Origin of the sequence: Bartonella sp. AD13SXNS (assembly GCF_042196465.1) — a bacterium.
Taxonomy (GTDB): Bacteria; Pseudomonadota; Alphaproteobacteria; order Rhizobiales; family Rhizobiaceae; genus Bartonella.
The window spans coordinates 402275-418647 of sequence record NZ_JBHIQI010000001.1 but is presented as its reverse complement, the minus strand read 5'-3'; the positions used below and the strand labels follow the sequence as shown (position 1 = coordinate 418647).

Genomic DNA, 16373 nt, shown 5'->3' with positions numbered 1-16373 from the left:
CCAAACGAGAGCCAAACGCCGTGCTGTTTCTACAATGGGCGATAAAGCAATAATGGGCCGATTGGGGCGTTCACGAGAAGCGCGCACCCCCGTTGTTCCTGAAGCCGTATAGGCAACGATAGCGGATAGCGCAAGTGTTTCAGCAATCTGACGCGCAGCAAGAGAAATCGCATCCATTCCTGTTGATTCTGGTGCTGGATGTTGTGCTCCAACCTGAGCGGCATAAGTATGATCTTGTTCGATTTGCCGCGCGATTCGATCCATCATAAGCACAGCTTCTTCAGGATAACGACCAGAAGCAGATTCAGCAGACAACATCACCGCATCTGTTCCAGCATAAACAGCTGTCGCAACATCTGACACCTCTGCGCGTGTCGGAACAGAAGATGTGATCATTGATTCAAGCATTTGTGTTGCCACCACAACAGGCTTTCCAGCTAAACGACAAGCTTTTATGAGCTCCATCTGAAGTGCAGGAATCCTTTCCAGAGGCATTTCCACTCCAAGATCTCCCCGTGCAATCATAATGCCATCAGATACATCAATAATCTTCTCTATATGCTCCAAGGCTTGAGGTTTTTCGATTTTAGCCATCAAAGACACCTTGCTTTTCGTCAACCGACGTACCGCTATAATATCTTCCGGACGCTGAATAAAAGAAAGCGCAACCCAATCAACAGGCAGCTTTAACAGAGCCTGAAGATCCTCTTTATCTTTTGACGTCATCGAATCAAAAGGCAAAATTGTATCGGGAAAACTGACACCCTTTCGATCAGAAATACGGGTTCCAGCAACTACGCGACACTGTACAGAATAACCATCACAAACTTGCGCACGCAGTTCCACCCTTCCATCATCAATCAACAACCGATCCCCTGGTTTAACAGCCGAAAATACATCCTCATGAGGGAAAAAAACACGCTGTGCATCACCAAGAACATCGCGATTATCTAACGTAAAGCTTTGCCCAACACGCAAATCTTCTTGCCCCTTAGCAAAACGCCCCACACGCAGTTTTGGCCCCTGAAGATCCACTAAAATACCAATGGGGCGTCGAACTGTTTTTTCAACTTCTCGTATAGACTTGACCAAATCACCCAGCATATCACGATCAGTATGGCTCATATTAAGACGAAAAACGTCTGCCCCTGCCCTAAAAAGCTTTTCAATCATCAAACGAGAAAAAGAAGAAGGACCAAGAGTCGCAATAATTTTTACTTTACGTGCACGTTTCACGGTGAAGAATTTCCTGAAAGAGAAGGTATAACTGAATTGTTTAACAAAGACTCATCCGTCAACTGTACCATCCAACTGGTTTGATTTCCGGTATCGATCTCTTTAAATTCAGCCTTTTGATATCCTCGAGGGAAACAATCATGAACCCCTTGAATGGTAAACTGGCTATCTTGCACACACATGGTCACAGAGCCTGCCCAGTTCCCTTTTTTTTGTGCCCCTTCCGCATAAAAATAATAAAACCGTGAAGCAAGAGGCCCCTCAATTAAAGTTTTACACTCCGTCACTGGTACAGTCCACCAGCCTTCACTCACCCACCCTGAAAATGTACGGTATCCAAGAGCAACCCCTACAGACTGCTGAGTTGTATTACAAACCCTAAAGTCAGCTTTTGCAAAAACAACAAGGGGAAACAAGAGCAAAAGGCTCAAGAGAAAAACTTTTAATCCTTTCTGAAGCACCCAATATCGTTTTTTTAAAATCACAAAACTTCCTCTATAATGCCAAATTCTCAAAACAAATTACACATTTCTTTTTTTTAAAGCTTTTCAAATCTAAAACGTATATTTTTATATTTTTCTTTTTATAGCCCTTTTATCAATGCATATATTTTAAAAATTTTACAAAATATTTAAAGTCAATTTGTAAAAAAACTGTGTAGCTTGATTTACTTTTTGTTTTTCAAGCTTTTTCAATACAAATTTATCGTTGAAAAACAACTTAAAACATATAACCTGGAGAAAAATATAATGAACGATACAGTAACTGATAAAACACACGCTATATCCGTAAACCAATTACGCTCTTTTATCGAACGTATTGAACGCCTAGAAGAAGAGAAAAAAACCATTTCTGATGATATTAAAGACGTTTATACTGAACTTAAAGGCTCTGGTTTTGATAGTAAAGCCGTTCGCAGCATTATACGATTGCGTAAAAAAGAAGAACATGAACGAATGGAAGAAGAAGCAATCATTGAGCTATATAAAAATGCGCTTGGTATGAATTAACACCATTGAGAACATTGGAAATTTTCCTAAGAAAAAATGGAAAATACAAAAAAGCGAATGAATACACAAAAATTTCAACCAACAATAAGCAGTTTGTGTAACTTGTAACGAGACTATCGGTCACAGAATACACAATATTGCAACAGCCCTCACATTTAAAAGGATTTATACAGAGAATTTTTATTCTTGTTCTTCAATCATTTTTATCCACATAAACCCTCACTTGTATGCCAACCTATGCCAACCCAGTTTGTGATGTGCAAGAGAGGTGTTTTTTATGATTAAATATCTATAGATTTTAAGTGAGAAAGTTTTCCGATATTGAGTACTCTCTTCCTTCAAATTGAAAAAATGAATTATGATTGATAAATCAATTCATTATCTACGAAAAGAAACATATAAAGTGGTCAGCAGTTGAAATCCGCTAAACGAGATTCTGAACTATTTACAAAAGAAAAGGTGGTTAAGGATCTTCGTCTTTTAGGATAGGGAGAAATTCAGCATATTTGCACATTTGATAAAAAGACCCTTAACAAACTTTATTCGAATCTATTAACGGACTCATAAAGATCATTGATTCGAGAGGTTAGAATGTGATCTCTCCATTTTCCAGAAATCATCAAATAGTCTTTAGCATAGCCTTCTTTTTCAAAATGAAGGCGTTTTAATAAACGTTCGCTTTTTATGTTCTCAGGTCTATAATTTGCCATCACTCTATGCAGATGATAAATATGAAAGATATGGCGTATTAGAGCCGATAAACTCTCAAACATGAGACCTTTTCCTTGTTGTTTTTCATCAAGAGAAAAACCAAGATGACAGGCTTGAAAAACACCCCGAACCACATTTGTAAAATTCACAACACCAATAATTGTGTTTTTATTTTTTAATCGTACGGCATATCGGTATGCTTGTCCCTTTGCACTTTCACAAGCAAATGCATTGGCTCGTGTTTCCCAAGCTGTTAGGCTGTGGTAACCATCAGATCTAACAGGTTCAAAAGGACGCAGATGATTCGCATTACGGAGGAAATAAGAAGACAGTTCAGCTGCATCTTCTAAACCGATCAATGTGGAAATTGTTCGCTTTGTTTTAATTGCCATCATTTTCTCCTCCTAGAAATGTTGCAATAAAACGTTGATTTATCCTGGCAAATCATCATTTTTAAACTCAAATCATAACGTCGAATACAGTAAGCTTTTCTCATCACAACACTTCTTACGTTAGAATTAATGAGGATCATTTGCTTTTCCGTCATAAGCGGGGGTGGTATGTTTAAAGCATAAGGTAAAGACAAGGGCATATTTCTTACGAATGCTCTCAAATTCCAAAGGAGTTGCAAGCAACATTGGGGACTGGCAAGGTATGCAATGGAATTGGCGTACTTCCATATACGAAATTTTGAAAAAACTCACGGCAAAGGTAGTTTTGTTTCTTTGCCTTGTAAACGAAGAGCATGCTTGTTTTGCGCTATCATATCACTGTCCCCCGTATACAAATCCCAATAACCATCACCTTAAAGTGCTATATGTTACAGTACGATCTAAAAGTCTCTACCATAACTCGTCAATAATACTCTTCCCGCTAAATCAGCCACAAACTCTCGTCACAAATCAAAGAAAAGCGATGATGCAATACAAATCTTTTAAAATTTTAGATATTACCGTGAACACGCTTCCATTTCTTCGCGTAAAATTTCAAGTTCTAGCCATTCTTCTTGCTTTTGTGTGCAAGTATTTTTCTTTTTTTCCAACGCTGTTGATAAACGCTCAAAACGCTCTTTATCACTGCGATAAAGGGCTGGATCAGAGAGTTCTTGCTCAATTTTTTTGATTTCGTCCTGCAAAACAGCAATTTCTTCAGGCAATTTTTCCAATGCATAAACCTGCTTATAAGACAATTTACCTCGTGTTTTTTTCTCCCGCCCTACCAAGCTATGATCTGTTGATGAGTCCTGCTTTGAAAGCTCTCCCGCATGAGATTTTGAAGGTACTTTACGCTGCGATAGTTCTGTTTTTTTGCGTTGTAAACGAAGAGCATGCTGGTTTTGCGCCATCATATCACTATAGCCACCCGCATACAAAACCCAATGACCATCACCTTGAGGTGCCAACATATGGGTTACAGTACGATCTAAAAAGTCTCTGTCATGGCTAACCAACAACACTGTTCCTGCAAAATCAGCAATAAATTCTTGCAACAAATCCAAAGTTTCCATATCCAAATCATTGGTCGGTTCATCAAGAATCAAAAAGTTTGCAGGACGCGAAAGAAGGCGTGCAAGCATGAGGCGTGCTCTTTCTCCCCCTGAAAATTCTTTAAGGGGTGTGCGTGCTTGTTCAGGCAAAAATAAAAAGTCTTTCATATAAGAAACCACATGCCGCTCCAGCCCGTTGATCACAAGAGTATCTCCCCTTCCTTCCGTTAAATAATGCGCTAAAGTTTCTTCTTCATTTAAAATACGTTGCTGATCAAGCAATGCCATAGAGAGGTTATAGCCATGCCTCACCGTTCCGCTATCCACAGCTTCTTGCCCAATTAATGCAGAAAGGAGCGTTGTCTTTCCGATACCATTGGGCCCGACCAAACCGATTCGATCACCCCGCTGAATGCGCAAAGAGAAATCTTTCACGATCATGCGCTCACCATAGGATTTTGAAATTTTCTTTGCTTCAAGCACCAATTGCCCAGACTCATGACTTTTTGCTGCTGTCAAAAGTGCATTTCCTGGCTGCCCTTTATAGGTTTGATGACGCTGTCTTAAGTCTTTTAATTCGCCTAAGCGCCGTACATTACGCTTACGCCGTGCGCTCACGCCATAACGCAACCATTGCTCTTCACGGGCAATTTGGCGCCCCAATTTATGCTGTTCGATGGCTTCTTCTTCCAGTGCTTTATCACGCCAATTTTCAAATTCTGAAAAACGCTTTTCCAGCCTTTTGGTTGTGCCACGATCAAGCCATACCGTTGACCGCGTAACATTTTCTAAAAATCGCCGATCATGGGAAATCACCACAATCGCTGAACGCAAAGAAGCCAAAACAGCTTCCAGCCATTCAATAGTTGGTAAATCAAGATGATTGGTTGGTTCATCTAAGAACAAAATATCGGGTTTTGCAGCAATGGCCCGTAACAATGAAACACGCCGCTTTTCACCTCCCGAAAGCGTTTCCAATTTTTCCGCTCCCGAAAACCCTAAATTTGTGCGAAGCGTATTGATCCACTGGACATCAGATGTATCGTCCAGCTCCGCTTCCATATAGGCATTAATATCTTCAAATCCGGAACAATCCGGATTTTGTGAGACATAACGGAGCGTCACTCGCGGGTGGCGAAAAATTTCGCCACCATGAGGTTCTAATATTCCTGCGGCAATTTTTAACAGGGTCGATTTTCCACAACCATTACGGCCGACCAGCGCGATACGCGCCCCCTGCTCAACCGATAAAGAAGCTTGATTGAGCAAAGGTGTTGTTCCAAAGTTTAGGAAAATGCGGTCAAGCCGCAGTAATGGCACCACCATTAATGAACGCGGCGCGGACAAGGTGCTTTATACATCACCCCTCTTGCATCACGGTAAGCACACAATTGCCGTACAGGAACTCTCTGCCCACAAGGTGCTTGGTAAACATGCCCTCGACGACCACGATACGTGCACAATTGTGATACCTGTCTTTGTTGTTTTCTTTGATTTGCGGCGGCACCGGTTACTGTTCCAGCCAAAGCACCAAATGCTGCACCGGTAAGCGCTGCTCCAGCCGTACTTCCACCAATAGCAGTTCCAGCCAAAGCACCGATTGCTGCTCCTCCTACGCCGTAACGTGCAACGCGTTCATCGTTTGTAGTACAAGCGACTGAACTGAAACCAATGGCTGAAACAACGGCCACTTTAAAAATTGATTTTAACATATCAAAACCTTTCCTTCTCAAGATCAATACATAAATATCGTTTATGTCGGCACTTAATCACTAGAGCCCCCCCCTGCCTTATTCAAAATATATTGGAAGAGCTTTATGGAATAGGCACAGACGCTAGCAATATAGCTTTTCCAAAACCTAAATGGCAAGAAAAGGTTCCACAAATACGGTTAGAAAGTGTTAAAGAAGAGCCAAATGACACATTTTTATCACAAATCGGCCATTTTACCCCTTTAAGCGTTAAGCCTTTTAAATCAGAAAAACCGATAATACTAAACAAACACCCTTTAGGCAAATCATATGAATGAAGTTTTGGCAAAACCGGCCAACCTTCTTCCAAACCACTTGTCAACAACACTGCAATGCCGCTTTCAGCTATCATCAACGCTTGCGTCATATGAGAAAGGCTATGATCACTTCGCTCCCCTCCCAAAGCACCGCATAAAATAAGCTTTTTAGCACCCTTTTGCAGCGCTCTTTCACATGCCAAAGCACTATCTGTCATATCTTTATCAGAGGGAAAAACTTCACGAGGAATATGACTATATTGGCGGATTAAATTCTCATCTGATGAATCAAAATCTCCCAACCACAATTCAGGCATCACATTAAGCATTGCCGCATGACGCATACCACCATCCGCAGCAATCACTCGACTGTTTTGAATTTGATTAAGCAAACGATCAGTGATACAAACGTCGCCATTTAACAATATCGTAAATGTTGTCATGCCATTCTTTGCCTTTCACAAAATTTCCTTGTATAGTGCACCCTTTTGTAAATGAGAGCCATTTTTTATAAACAATAACCGTGATATAGCCAAACGAACCCTTATCCTTAAAGCTTGTCTTACAAAAATACACAATACAAAGATACAAATGAGATTTGCCAAATTACACCGTCGCAACAACATGCATCGTGAACCCATGCACCCTATTTTTCAACGAAATTTTCTTTTTTGCCCGCCCATGTGTAGAGCAACTTTCATAAGTCTCATGCTTCTCCTTTCCGCTTGTCATGCACCCCTTTCTCAAAATGACAGGCTTTCTTCCATTTCTTCTAAAACGATCAAACGTACCAACAACCACAATATCTATGTCACATTAAGCGCTCTGCAACACCCACGTATTTTACAAATGTATGGTGGCGCTTATCATGATGCAAAACTTGAACACCTTTTAGCAAAGATTGTCCGTAAACTGGCAGTTGCATCACATAGTTCTCATCAAAGCTATTCTGTAACAATTTTAAACTCAGAAACTGTAAACGCTTTTGCACTCCCCAATGGTTCGATCTACATCACTCGTGGTATGCTGGCATTAGCCAATGATTCTTCAGAAGTTGCAGCAATTTTAGCCCATGAGATAGCACATATCAGAGCCAATCATGGTATTTTACGCCTACAAAAAGAAACTGAATTGAAGATGAAAAATCGCATATCCCCTCGTCTTCTTTCTTCTATGGATCAAAAACTTCACACCCCCATACAAAACAAGCAACAACTCGCACAATTTTCCCGTAATCAAGAGCTGGAAGCTGATTCCCTTGCCCTCGAAATGCTCCAACAATCAGGATATGATCCATTTGCTTCACCGCGCTTTCTTCAAACAATGGAAGCCTATAGTGCTTTGCGTAATATCTCTGGCACCCAAAATGCCTCTCTAGATTTTCTAGCCTCTCACCCAACTACTCCTCAACGCATTCGGCTTGCGATAGAAAAAGCGCGTAAAATCAGTAAAGGGAATAGTAAAATATCCGATCGTGATTCTTTTCTCAAAAGCATTAATGGCATGATTTTTGGAGGAGGCTTTTATACAGGTTTTGTACGAGGCAACCAATTTATTCACCCACAATTGCGCATCGCTTTTTCTGTTCCGAATAATTTTACAATAGAACATTCAGCACACACTGTTTGGGCCAGTGGGCCAGATAACATTGCGATTCGTTTTGATGCTATTCCACATCCTGCTGGACTATCTACAAGTGACTATTTGAAAAGCGGAGGGATTATTGGACTAGACCAATCATCCATCCGCCCCATCACAATTCAAGGACTTACAAGTCAATGTTTTCAAAACCAGAGTTTACTTGGAGCACATGCCCGTGCGACCCATGAGCAATGGCAATTTGATGTGGTTGTCATTTTGTTTAACAATCATCTCTTTCGTTTTCTGACAGCCGCCCCATATAATTCTCAAAATTTTGCAGAAGTTGCCCAAAAAACGGTACAAAGCTTTCATTCTCTTTCTTCTTCACAGTTAAAAAAATTAAAGCCCTTAAAAATCCGTGTTGTCCGCGTTCAACAAGGAGAAGATATTACAAACCTTGCAAATAAAATGCAACACACACCAGAAAAAGAAAAACTATTCCGCATTCTCAACGCCCTCTCACCAACGCAAACTTTACGTGCAGGAACAAAGGTTAAAATTATCACAGAATAAATCTTTTTTCTCTGCTACAGCTTTGATTCTTTTCTGTCTATATCAAGCCCTGCTCTTTTAAAACATATTCGAAAATGAAATGAAGCACTTTAAAAACCAACGTCATCATGCCTTCATACGACTCTGCTTGATACATACCTCCTTAAACCGACCTCCCCCAACTCTTCCTTCGCTTTGAAAAAACCGCGACAAATACCCACAAGGAGGCGCATTCCTCGACAAATCTGATTCCCTCTAAAACCAACTTCATCATGCTCTCATACGTCCCCATTGATACATTCTCCCTCATCCTCCCCCCCCAAAGCCTTTCACTGCTTATATATCGTAAGCATCTTCTGAATGAATCGTAAGGAGAGCAGAACGCAATTTTTGCAAAGCTCGTGCTTCAATTTGGCGCACGCGCTCTTTTGAAATTCCTAACTTTTCACCGAGGACTTCTAGAGTAGCCCCCTCTTCATTGAGGCGACGAAAGCGAATAATTTCTAATTCCCGTTCGTTAAGAATTTGCAACGCATCGTAAAGCCATTGTGTACGCCGTTGACCATCAATCACTTGCTCAATTAAAGCATCAGGAAGAGGACTCTCATCCACCAACACATCCATCTTCGCAATGGGATTATCACTGTTCTCAGAAACAGAAACACTCAAGGAATTATCAGAACTGGAGAAGCGAAAATCCATTGTTTCAACATCACGCACAGAAACGCCGAGTTTTTCAGCGATTGTGCGAAAAATATCCTGTTTCGACAAAGCACTATCATCCTGCACCAGTTTTGCTCTCAAACGCCGAAGATTAAAGAAAAGTGCTTTTTGCGAAGAACTGGTTCCACCTCGAACAATTGACCAGTTTCGCAAAATATAATCTTGGATAGAAGCACGTATCCACCATGTTGCATACGTTGAAAAACGCACTTCCCGATCAGGTTCAAAACGTGCAGCGGCTTCCAATAGTCCCACATACCCTTCTTGTACCAAATCCCCCAATGGCATTTTGAAACGCTTAAAGCGATTAGCAATAGCAATCACCAAACGCATATGAGCCGCTGCAATTTGATGCATGGCATCATCATCGCGTTTATCTTTCCACCGCAGAGCCAAATCATGCTCTTTTTGTCGTTCAAGATAAGGTGCTTGCATAGCAGAACGCATCATATTACGTCCTAAACTTTTGTCTGCATCGCTATAATTTTTGCTGCTTTTATAAACAGCATTTGAAAGATTACCCATAATAACCCCTTGCGATTAAAATTATCAAAATTGATTTGGCAACGACATCATTGTTCTCTTTTCAAAAGAACGCAAAAGTTGTTCACTTCTGTGAACACTACTTTAGCGTGTAATTTTATAATCGCAATTGTTTTTTTATTGTTATGGTAAAACTTCTTGTTATAAGACATAGTTTCACCTCTAAAACGCCTTTGCAACACGCCCTTTAGCCTATGAAATGTTTGAAAAAACTTTCTCTTCACTTTTCATGACAAAACAGCAAAAAAAAATAAAATGATCAGACAAAACAAATGTTGTTTTTTTGATGACCGATTCCGTTTCCTTTTCAATTGAGAAATTTATTTATGCTTTCAGCTTTACAATACAACTAATAAGTGTAATTTACAAATATTAAAGCATCCTAACTGAATGCAAACTGAATAAAAAAGAATCATTTAAGTTTTAAAGACGCAAAAAGAAACAGCAAAAAACGACAAGAGTGATTGAAGCAAACGTAACAAACGTGTAAAGAAATAACAGCATTATGAAATTGTCGCACAAAGCTTTTTACCAGTGTCGCACTGAGAAAGAAAATGATCATGGATAGCAAGATTGTTCAACAGAATGAGATTCTTCAGGATGATATTCTCATTGAAAAACACGGAAGAGGTAAATTTGAAGGTTTTCGTTTTTATGCCGACAAAAACAATCCCGATCAAACGACTGAGAATCAAATTTCGACAGAGACAAAGAATGAAGATTTGATTCTTGCTTTTTCCAAACGCGCAACACGTTTTTGTGCTTGTGCAAATGGAGATCTTACCCTTAGTTCTGATGGAATTGTGCGCTGGATTGGTCAACCGGTAGGACAACTTGTAGCAACAGAAGATTTTTTCAAACCAAAACTAATTGTTTTAGCAGATGCACAACTCACGGGAGAATCCCGCGATAATGTTATGAAACGATTAGAGCGCTTTGTAACCTTTCATTTTGAAACAACTTTAAAACCCCTGTTTGATTTGCGCCATGCTGATAATTTGACAGATTCAACAAACAGTCTTGCCTCACAACTGGTTAACTCTTTAGGGATTTTACCACGCCGTGAAGTTTTAGACATTGTCAAAAGCCTTGCGCAAGAATCACGTGCCGTGCTTCGTCGTCTAGGCGTACGTTTTGGCGCTTTTCATATCTATGTTGCAGGAATGCTTAAACCAGCTCCCGTCCAAGCCATTACCCTCCTGTGGAATCTTCAAAATGTGGGACAAGACCAAACTGGTTTGGGTGAAATTTTTGCAGCATTATCTGCTGGTCGAACCTCTTTGATTATTGACCCTACTTACAACCGCCAATTTTATCAATTAGCCGGTTACCGAATTTTAGGACAACGTGCAGTACGGATTGATATTTTAGAACGTCTTGCCAATCTTATCCGCCTTGCTCTTCATTGGAAACAAGGAAGTACTCCCAAACCCGATGGTGCCTATGACGGCAAAAGTTTTTTTATTACACCAGCCATGATGTCCATTCTTGGAGCCAATGGAAATGATATGGAAGAAATCCTCAAAGGACTTGGCTATCAATCGAGCAGCATAAGCAATGTTGTTTTTGAACAAAATCTCCTTACACATAAAGCCTCTTCCCCTATCAATGGAACAACACAAGATGTTCCTGCAGCAGAATGCGTTGGCAGCCAATGGCAAACAATCAGTATTTCAGAAACAACACAAGAAGAAAAGAGGACTTCATCTTCTAACCTCTCATCCTCTTGTGTTGGAAAACACACCAATCACACCTATCGTTTACCAACAGCTGAACCTGTTGGAAATTTTGCCAAGCCTCTCCTCCCAGCAACAGAAGATAAGGTTGTTTTATTATGGCATTATAAGCATCAATTTCACCACAACGCACAAAAAAAACGTGATAAATCTGGAAATAAGTGGCAAAATAAATCGAAGAGCGCTGTAGAAAAAGGAGAAAACAGGAATGAAAGTTCTCCTCACGAAGTACCATTACAAACAAAACGTTCTCATAAGTTCCACAAATCCCAAGGCAAACGTGCGAATCATAAACCTTTTCAAAAAGAAAAGCTCCCTAATCCTGATTCACCTTTTGCAAAATTAGCTGTGCTACGTAATAAACTTGTAAGTAATAAAGATACAGAAGCACTTTCCTCCAAAGATCACTAAAATAATAAATGGAGGTAGATATTGACTCATGTAGTAACTGATAACTGCATTCATTGCAAATATACTGATTGCGTTGAAGTTTGCCCTGTCGATTGTTTTTATGAAGGTGAAAATATGCTTGTCATTCACCCTGATGAATGTATCGATTGTGGTGTGTGCGTGCCGGAATGTCCGGCGGAAGCCATTATCCCTGACACCGAACCAGGGCTCGAAAAGTGGTTAGAACTTAATCTTAAATATGCGAACAAATGGCCTAATTTAACGTCCCGCAAAGACCCTCTTCCTCAAGCAAAAGAAATGGATGGCGTTCCAAACAAATTAGAAAAGTATTTTTCAGAAAATCCAGGAAGCGGCGAGTAGTAATGATACAGTGTACAGCTCCTTCTTTCAACAATTGAAAGACTTTTCTCGTAAAAATAAAAAAATCCTTAAGCGAAATGATTGATTCTTTTGATATTTGATGTTAGTGTTATTTTAACATGATCATCTTTCTAAGTATTTTTCTTTACTTTTTGTAGTAAAGCGATGTATTTTCGTTGGATTTAAAAGTACGCGGCTTTTATGCTCACTTAATTGATACAATATACTTGGCTAAAGAAAACTCAACCCTCAGGTTTATAACCTGTTTTCCGATACATTTGTTGATCATAAGGGAGTAAACTAAAATATGGCATCCCAACATGGAACGTCCTCCAAGACTAAAGAATTTGCAACCTCTGAATATATCGTTTACCCTACGCATGGAGTAGGACAGATTATAGCGATTGAAGATCAAGAAGTTGCAGGACACAAATTAAAACTTTTTGTCATTCATTTTGCGAAAGATAAAATGGATGTCAAAGTCCCCATTGCAAAAGCCCTTTCTGTTGGAATGCGTAAATTATCTGCCGGTGATTCCGTTGAACGCGCCTTAAAAATCTTACATGGGAAAGCACGTGTTAAACGCACCATGTGGTCACGCCGTGCACAAGAATATGATGCTAAAATCAACTCAGGAGATCTTATTTGCATCGCCGAAGTGGTCCGTGATCTTTTCCGCTCTAACCTACAGCCTGAACAATCCTACTCTGAACGTCAACTTTATACTGCTGCTCTTGAAAGAATGGCCCGCGAAATTGCGGTTATTAATAGTATTTCTGAAACAGAAGCGATCAATCTCATAGAAATGCATCTCTCCAACAAGCCAAAACGTGAATTTAAAACTGAGAGAGAAGAAACAGATGAAGATAGCAAAGCTGTCTACGCTGCATAATAAACTCCTTTCATCATAACGAAATATTTTGATAAAACCAGCAAAGAGCTGGTTTTATTTTTTGAGCATCCTTTGTCTCTTTAAGGATAAAGTTTTTTAATCAGCGCACCAATCCATAAACAGTCTAAAACTTGTCCGTAAGATCCACCTACTGCCTCCTCATTTTCTTATCCTTACAGATAAACATTGATTTATAACGATAAGTAGATATTGTTCATATTAAATTAGATCCTCAAATAACGTTGTTTGGGGTGGTATAACCCATGTAAGACTTGAAGCATGAGGTGTTTTTTATGAGAATATATGATCAATATTTAAGGCAATGGTTTTTGTCCATAGAGCTTATATTTGTGACATACATTTCTCAGTGAAAGAATGTGATCTTTGCCAATATCGCATTGACGAATAAAAATAATCCATTGTTTTGCGCTTTGAACGAAAAGCTTATCGTGGGATTGTCTCATTTCACATCTGTTCTATGTTGAATTAATTACAACCCATTTTCCTACACATTATAAGTGGGGATGACATGGAGGTAAAAACTATATAAGAAAACAAAAAATATCCGTAATGAACCATCTCAAGTGCCAAAAGCTTTAGGCAACATGGTGGCTGACAAATAGAGCATATAATGAAAGTGATAGCTTGCTCTTTTATAAAGCATAATGACGACAATACCCTATGAAGTTTATACACCTCACTAAAACTTTACCATTATACCATTCATAAGCGCCGTTATAAAATAGCTACAACAAACATTAAGAAATATTTCTAAAAAAAAACATGTGAATATACAACACAAGCATATTTTATCTTGATCGTTTTATTTTGCATGAGAAGCATACCCCTAGAACGTGATAAACAAAAGCGTGAAGCAATCTCCATTCTTTAAAAGACATCCCTTTAGATACTTTTGAAAGCTGTAAAGCTAAATTAAAAAATAACAATAAGAATGAACGTTGGCATTCACTCTTGCAACTTCATATTTTTCCAAAATAAGGCGATATTCTCATTATGCAGATTACACAAAAAGATAGATTCAATATTCTTACGCCAATCGGACACATAAAGTCTAAAACGAAATCATAAAGCCTTTAAGAGTCTCAATCTTTGTTTTGAACATACTGCTAAGAAGTGGATATTAATCCATAGAGAACAAAAAAGCACAAACTTTACAAGGTCAGCAATACCATAAAACCATTAACAAATCAGCTATGGATTGGAGCGCCATACCAACTTTGATAAAATATTTTGCGAAATCCCATGCATGACACATCTAATTATATGTTTTCTTATTTTTATAAGCTGTTCGTAATAAATCCTTTATATCCATAAAGATCAGAAAAATATATGAACAATTCTTCGCTTAAAATATAAAAAGAAAGCATGACATTCATAGAAAAATCTCATATGCCTTATCATCAGAAGGACTAAAGCTTATTGAATAAGTACATCCTCTATCTTGCAGCCATCTTCTTTTTTCTGCTTATAAGGGAGCACGCTGGCACTATCATACACTTAAGCCCCCAATATTGCAATTAAGCCTTGCATTTGAAAGCGTTTATTACAGATATTTTTTGCTTTCTTATATAGTTTTTACCTCCATGCCATCCCCACTTATAATGTGTAGGAAAATAGGTTGTAATTAATTCAACATAGAACAGATGTGAAATGAGACAATCTCACGATAAGCTTTTCATTCAAAGCGCAAAACAATGGATTATTTTTATTCGTCAATGCGATATTGGCAAAGATCACATTCTTTCACTGAGAAATGTATGTCACAAATATAAGCTCTATGGACAAAAACCATTGCCTTAAATATTGATCATATATTCTCATAAAAAACACCTCATGCTTCAAGTTTTACATGGGTTATAACCACCCCAAACAACGATTTTTTTCAGTCTAATAGGATTAAAAAACAAGTCCCCCTTACAATAATATATTAATAGAATTAAGAACGATACAAATGGAATATACAGTTTTATTATTATGACAACATTGATTATTTTTATTCTTGCCTTTTACCTTCTCCAGAAGAGAACTCTTTAAGAATCTTCTTAAGAAAATGATTCCACTACTAAAATAACTTATATCGATACCAATAAAAAGCTCTTCACTCAGTTATCATAAAAGAACTGTATACGAGCAATCCTTTATAACTTCTCAAAAAAACGAGAAAATCATCTCCAACAATGGAATCATTTTCTATGGAAAAATCTTAAACCCCACACACTCATCTTAAAGCGAAAACACACGCTTTGCCCACACATTCACCGACATATCAAAGGAAGCATAATCTTGAGAGATAAAAACACTAAAATCTTAATCCCTAAAACGGAACGCCCGCGATACATTCCTGTTTTTAAATCAATATGATGAGGGCGACGCAAGGGCGCCTCAACATCCATCTTAAAACGAAAACACACGCTTTGCCCACGCATTCACCGATATATCAAAGGAAGCATAACCTTGAGAGATAAAAACACTAAAATCTTAATCCCTAAAACGGAACGCCCACGATACATTCCCGTTTTTAAACCAATGCGATGAGGGCGACGCAAGGGCGCCTCAACATCCATCTTAAAACGAAAACACACGCTTTGCCCACGCATTCACCGATATATCAAAGGAAGCATAACCTTGAGAGATAAAAACACTAAAATCTTAATCCCTAAAACGGAACGCCCACGATACATTCCCGTTTTTAAACCAATGCGATGAGGGCGACGCAAGGGCGCCTCAACATCCATCTTAAAGCGAAAACACACGCTTTGCCCACGCATTCATCGATATATCAAAGGAAGCATAACCTTGAGAGATAAAAACACTCAATCCTTAACCACTAAAACGGAACGTCCACGATACATTCCCGTTTTTAAATCAATATGATGAGGGCGACGCAATTCACCAGAATTTTTATCCTCGATATAAGTCGGCGCCTTCAGAGCATCAGCCGAACGGCGCATGCCCCTCTTCGCTGGAGAGGTTTTTCGTTTAGGTACAGCCATAAAAAGACACTCCAAATCCATTAAAACAGAAAAAGCAATGTCAAAAATGACAATGCTTCAGTTAAAAACACCATAAAATTTGAAGAGGTTATACACTGATAAAAAAGAAG

General features: G+C 38.9%; 16 protein-coding genes. 5 read left to right on the top strand and 11 right to left on the bottom strand.

Annotated features, from left to right (window positions below; all coding sequences use genetic code 11):
• On the bottom strand, positions 1-1236 hold a 1236-nt coding region (gene pyk, locus ACFIMQ_RS01595), incomplete at its 3' end, for a pyruvate kinase (RefSeq protein WP_375703251.1).
• On the bottom strand, positions 1233-1721 hold the full coding sequence (locus ACFIMQ_RS01590) for a DUF1036 domain-containing protein (RefSeq protein WP_375615807.1): 489 nt from the start codon (positions 1719-1721) through the stop codon (positions 1233-1235). The genes pyk and ACFIMQ_RS01590, both read right to left, overlap by 4 nt.
• Positions 1722-1985: 264 nt before the next feature.
• Between ACFIMQ_RS01590 and ACFIMQ_RS01585 the strand changes: the two genes are divergently transcribed.
• Positions 1986-2246, top strand: coding sequence for a DUF2312 domain-containing protein (locus ACFIMQ_RS01585; RefSeq protein WP_375609422.1), 261 nt, complete (start codon positions 1986-1988; stop codon positions 2244-2246).
• Between the two features lie 539 nt (positions 2247-2785).
• Here ACFIMQ_RS01585 and rimJ read toward each other — a convergent pair.
• From rimJ to ACFIMQ_RS01565, 4 genes are all read right to left on the bottom strand, one after another.
• Complete coding sequence (gene rimJ / locus ACFIMQ_RS01580; RefSeq protein WP_375615979.1) at positions 2786-3349, bottom strand: ribosomal protein S5-alanine N-acetyltransferase; 564 nt, start codon at positions 3347-3349, stop codon at positions 2786-2788.
• A 557-nt stretch (positions 3350-3906) separates the two neighbouring features.
• A complete protein-coding gene (locus ACFIMQ_RS01575) occupies positions 3907-5769 on the bottom strand; it encodes an ABC-F family ATP-binding cassette domain-containing protein (protein WP_375615978.1) in 1863 nt (620 codons plus the stop codon).
• Positions 5769-6155, bottom strand: a complete 387-nt coding sequence (locus tag ACFIMQ_RS01570; protein WP_375615806.1) for a hypothetical protein — start codon at positions 6153-6155, stop codon at positions 5769-5771. The genes ACFIMQ_RS01575 and ACFIMQ_RS01570 overlap by 1 nt, the downstream gene beginning before the upstream one ends.
• A 103-nt stretch (positions 6156-6258) precedes the next feature.
• Positions 6259-6894 carry a thiamine diphosphokinase gene (locus tag ACFIMQ_RS01565; RefSeq protein ID WP_375615805.1) on the bottom strand — a complete coding sequence of 212 codons (636 nt, stop codon included), beginning with the start codon at positions 6892-6894 and terminating at the stop codon, positions 6259-6261.
• 148 nt (positions 6895-7042) lie between these two features.
• On the opposite strand from ACFIMQ_RS01565, the gene ACFIMQ_RS01560 reads away from it, so the two are divergent.
• Positions 7043-8605, top strand: a complete 1563-nt coding sequence (locus tag ACFIMQ_RS01560; protein ID WP_375615804.1) for a M48 family metalloprotease — start codon at positions 7043-7045, stop codon at positions 8603-8605.
• 315 nt (positions 8606-8920) lie between these two features.
• Here ACFIMQ_RS01560 and ACFIMQ_RS01555 read toward each other — a convergent pair whose 3' ends face one another.
• Positions 8921-9832 carry an RNA polymerase factor sigma-32 gene (locus ACFIMQ_RS01555; RefSeq protein ID WP_142415995.1) on the bottom strand — a complete coding sequence of 304 codons (912 nt, stop codon included), beginning with the start codon at positions 9830-9832 and terminating at the stop codon, positions 8921-8923.
• A 578-nt stretch (positions 9833-10410) separates the two neighbouring features.
• Between ACFIMQ_RS01555 and ACFIMQ_RS01550 the strand changes: the two genes are divergently transcribed.
• The 3 genes from ACFIMQ_RS01550 to ACFIMQ_RS01540 all read left to right on the top strand — a co-directional run bounded on the left by ACFIMQ_RS01550 (position 10411) and on the right by ACFIMQ_RS01540 (position 13249).
• Positions 10411-11997, top strand: a complete 1587-nt coding sequence (locus tag ACFIMQ_RS01550) for a hypothetical protein (protein WP_375615803.1) — start codon at positions 10411-10413, stop codon at positions 11995-11997.
• A 21-nt stretch (positions 11998-12018) separates the two neighbouring features.
• A complete protein-coding gene (gene fdxA, locus ACFIMQ_RS01545) occupies positions 12019-12357 on the top strand; it encodes a ferredoxin FdxA (RefSeq protein ID WP_375608405.1) in 339 nt (112 codons plus the stop codon).
• A 307-nt stretch (positions 12358-12664) separates the two neighbouring features.
• Positions 12665-13249: a CarD family transcriptional regulator gene (locus ACFIMQ_RS01540; protein ID WP_375608404.1), complete on the top strand. Its 585-nt coding sequence runs from the start codon at positions 12665-12667 to the stop codon at positions 13247-13249.
• A gap of 2276 nt (positions 13250-15525) precedes the next feature.
• On the opposite strand, the gene ACFIMQ_RS01535 is transcribed toward ACFIMQ_RS01540, so the two are convergent.
• From ACFIMQ_RS01535 to rpmF, 4 genes are read right to left on the bottom strand one after another with little or no spacing between them, the layout of a single operon-like run.
• A complete protein-coding gene (locus ACFIMQ_RS01535) occupies positions 15526-15696 on the bottom strand; it encodes a hypothetical protein (protein ID WP_375615993.1) in 171 nt (56 codons plus the stop codon).
• On the bottom strand, positions 15697-15867 hold the full coding sequence (locus ACFIMQ_RS01530; RefSeq protein ID WP_375615802.1) for a hypothetical protein: 171 nt from the start codon (positions 15865-15867) through the stop codon (positions 15697-15699).
• Entirely contained in the window at positions 15868-16038 is a 171-nt protein-coding gene (locus ACFIMQ_RS01525; protein WP_375615802.1) for a hypothetical protein, read from the bottom strand.
• A gap of 45 nt (positions 16039-16083) precedes the next feature.
• On the bottom strand, positions 16084-16263 hold the full coding sequence (gene rpmF / locus ACFIMQ_RS01520; protein WP_005774555.1) for a 50S ribosomal protein L32: 180 nt from the start codon (positions 16261-16263) through the stop codon (positions 16084-16086).
• Positions 16264-16373 lie beyond the last annotated feature (110 nt).

What these genes read in the sequence shown, in the direction of transcription:
- ACFIMQ_RS01565 (WP_375615805.1), bottom strand. Translation starts at nt 6,894, where the DNA reads ATGACAACATTTACGATATTGTTAAATGGCGACGTTTGTATCACTGAT.
- ACFIMQ_RS01560 (WP_375615804.1), top strand. Translation starts at nt 7,043, where the DNA reads ATGAGATTTGCCAAATTACACCGTCGCAACAACATGCATCGTGAACCC.
- ACFIMQ_RS01550 (WP_375615803.1), top strand. Translation starts at nt 10,411, where the DNA reads ATGGATAGCAAGATTGTTCAACAGAATGAGATTCTTCAGGATGATATT.
- ACFIMQ_RS01555 (WP_142415995.1), bottom strand. Translation starts at nt 9,832, where the DNA reads ATGGGTAATCTTTCAAATGCTGTTTATAAAAGCAGCAAAAATTATAGC.
- ACFIMQ_RS01530 (WP_375615802.1), bottom strand. Translation starts at nt 15,867, where the DNA reads ATGCGTGGGCAAAGCGTGTGTTTTCGTTTTAAGATGGATGTTGAGGCG.
- ACFIMQ_RS01585 (WP_375609422.1), top strand. Translation starts at nt 1,986, where the DNA reads ATGAACGATACAGTAACTGATAAAACACACGCTATATCCGTAAACCAA.
- ACFIMQ_RS01570 (WP_375615806.1), bottom strand. Translation starts at nt 6,155, where the DNA reads ATGTTAAAATCAATTTTTAAAGTGGCCGTTGTTTCAGCCATTGGTTTC.
- ACFIMQ_RS01525 (WP_375615802.1), bottom strand. Translation starts at nt 16,038, where the DNA reads ATGCGTGGGCAAAGCGTGTGTTTTCGCTTTAAGATGGATGTTGAGGCG.
- rimJ (WP_375615979.1), bottom strand. Translation starts at nt 3,349, where the DNA reads ATGGCAATTAAAACAAAGCGAACAATTTCCACATTGATCGGTTTAGAA.
- ACFIMQ_RS01540 (WP_375608404.1), top strand. Translation starts at nt 12,665, where the DNA reads ATGGCATCCCAACATGGAACGTCCTCCAAGACTAAAGAATTTGCAACC.
- ACFIMQ_RS01575 (WP_375615978.1), bottom strand. Translation starts at nt 5,769, where the DNA reads ATGGTGGTGCCATTACTGCGGCTTGACCGCATTTTCCTAAACTTTGGA.
- rpmF (WP_005774555.1), bottom strand. Translation starts at nt 16,263, where the DNA reads ATGGCTGTACCTAAACGAAAAACCTCTCCAGCGAAGAGGGGCATGCGC.
- ACFIMQ_RS01535 (WP_375615993.1), bottom strand. Translation starts at nt 15,696, where the DNA reads ATGCGTGGGCAAAGCGTGTGTTTTCGTTTTAAGATGGATGTTGAGGCG.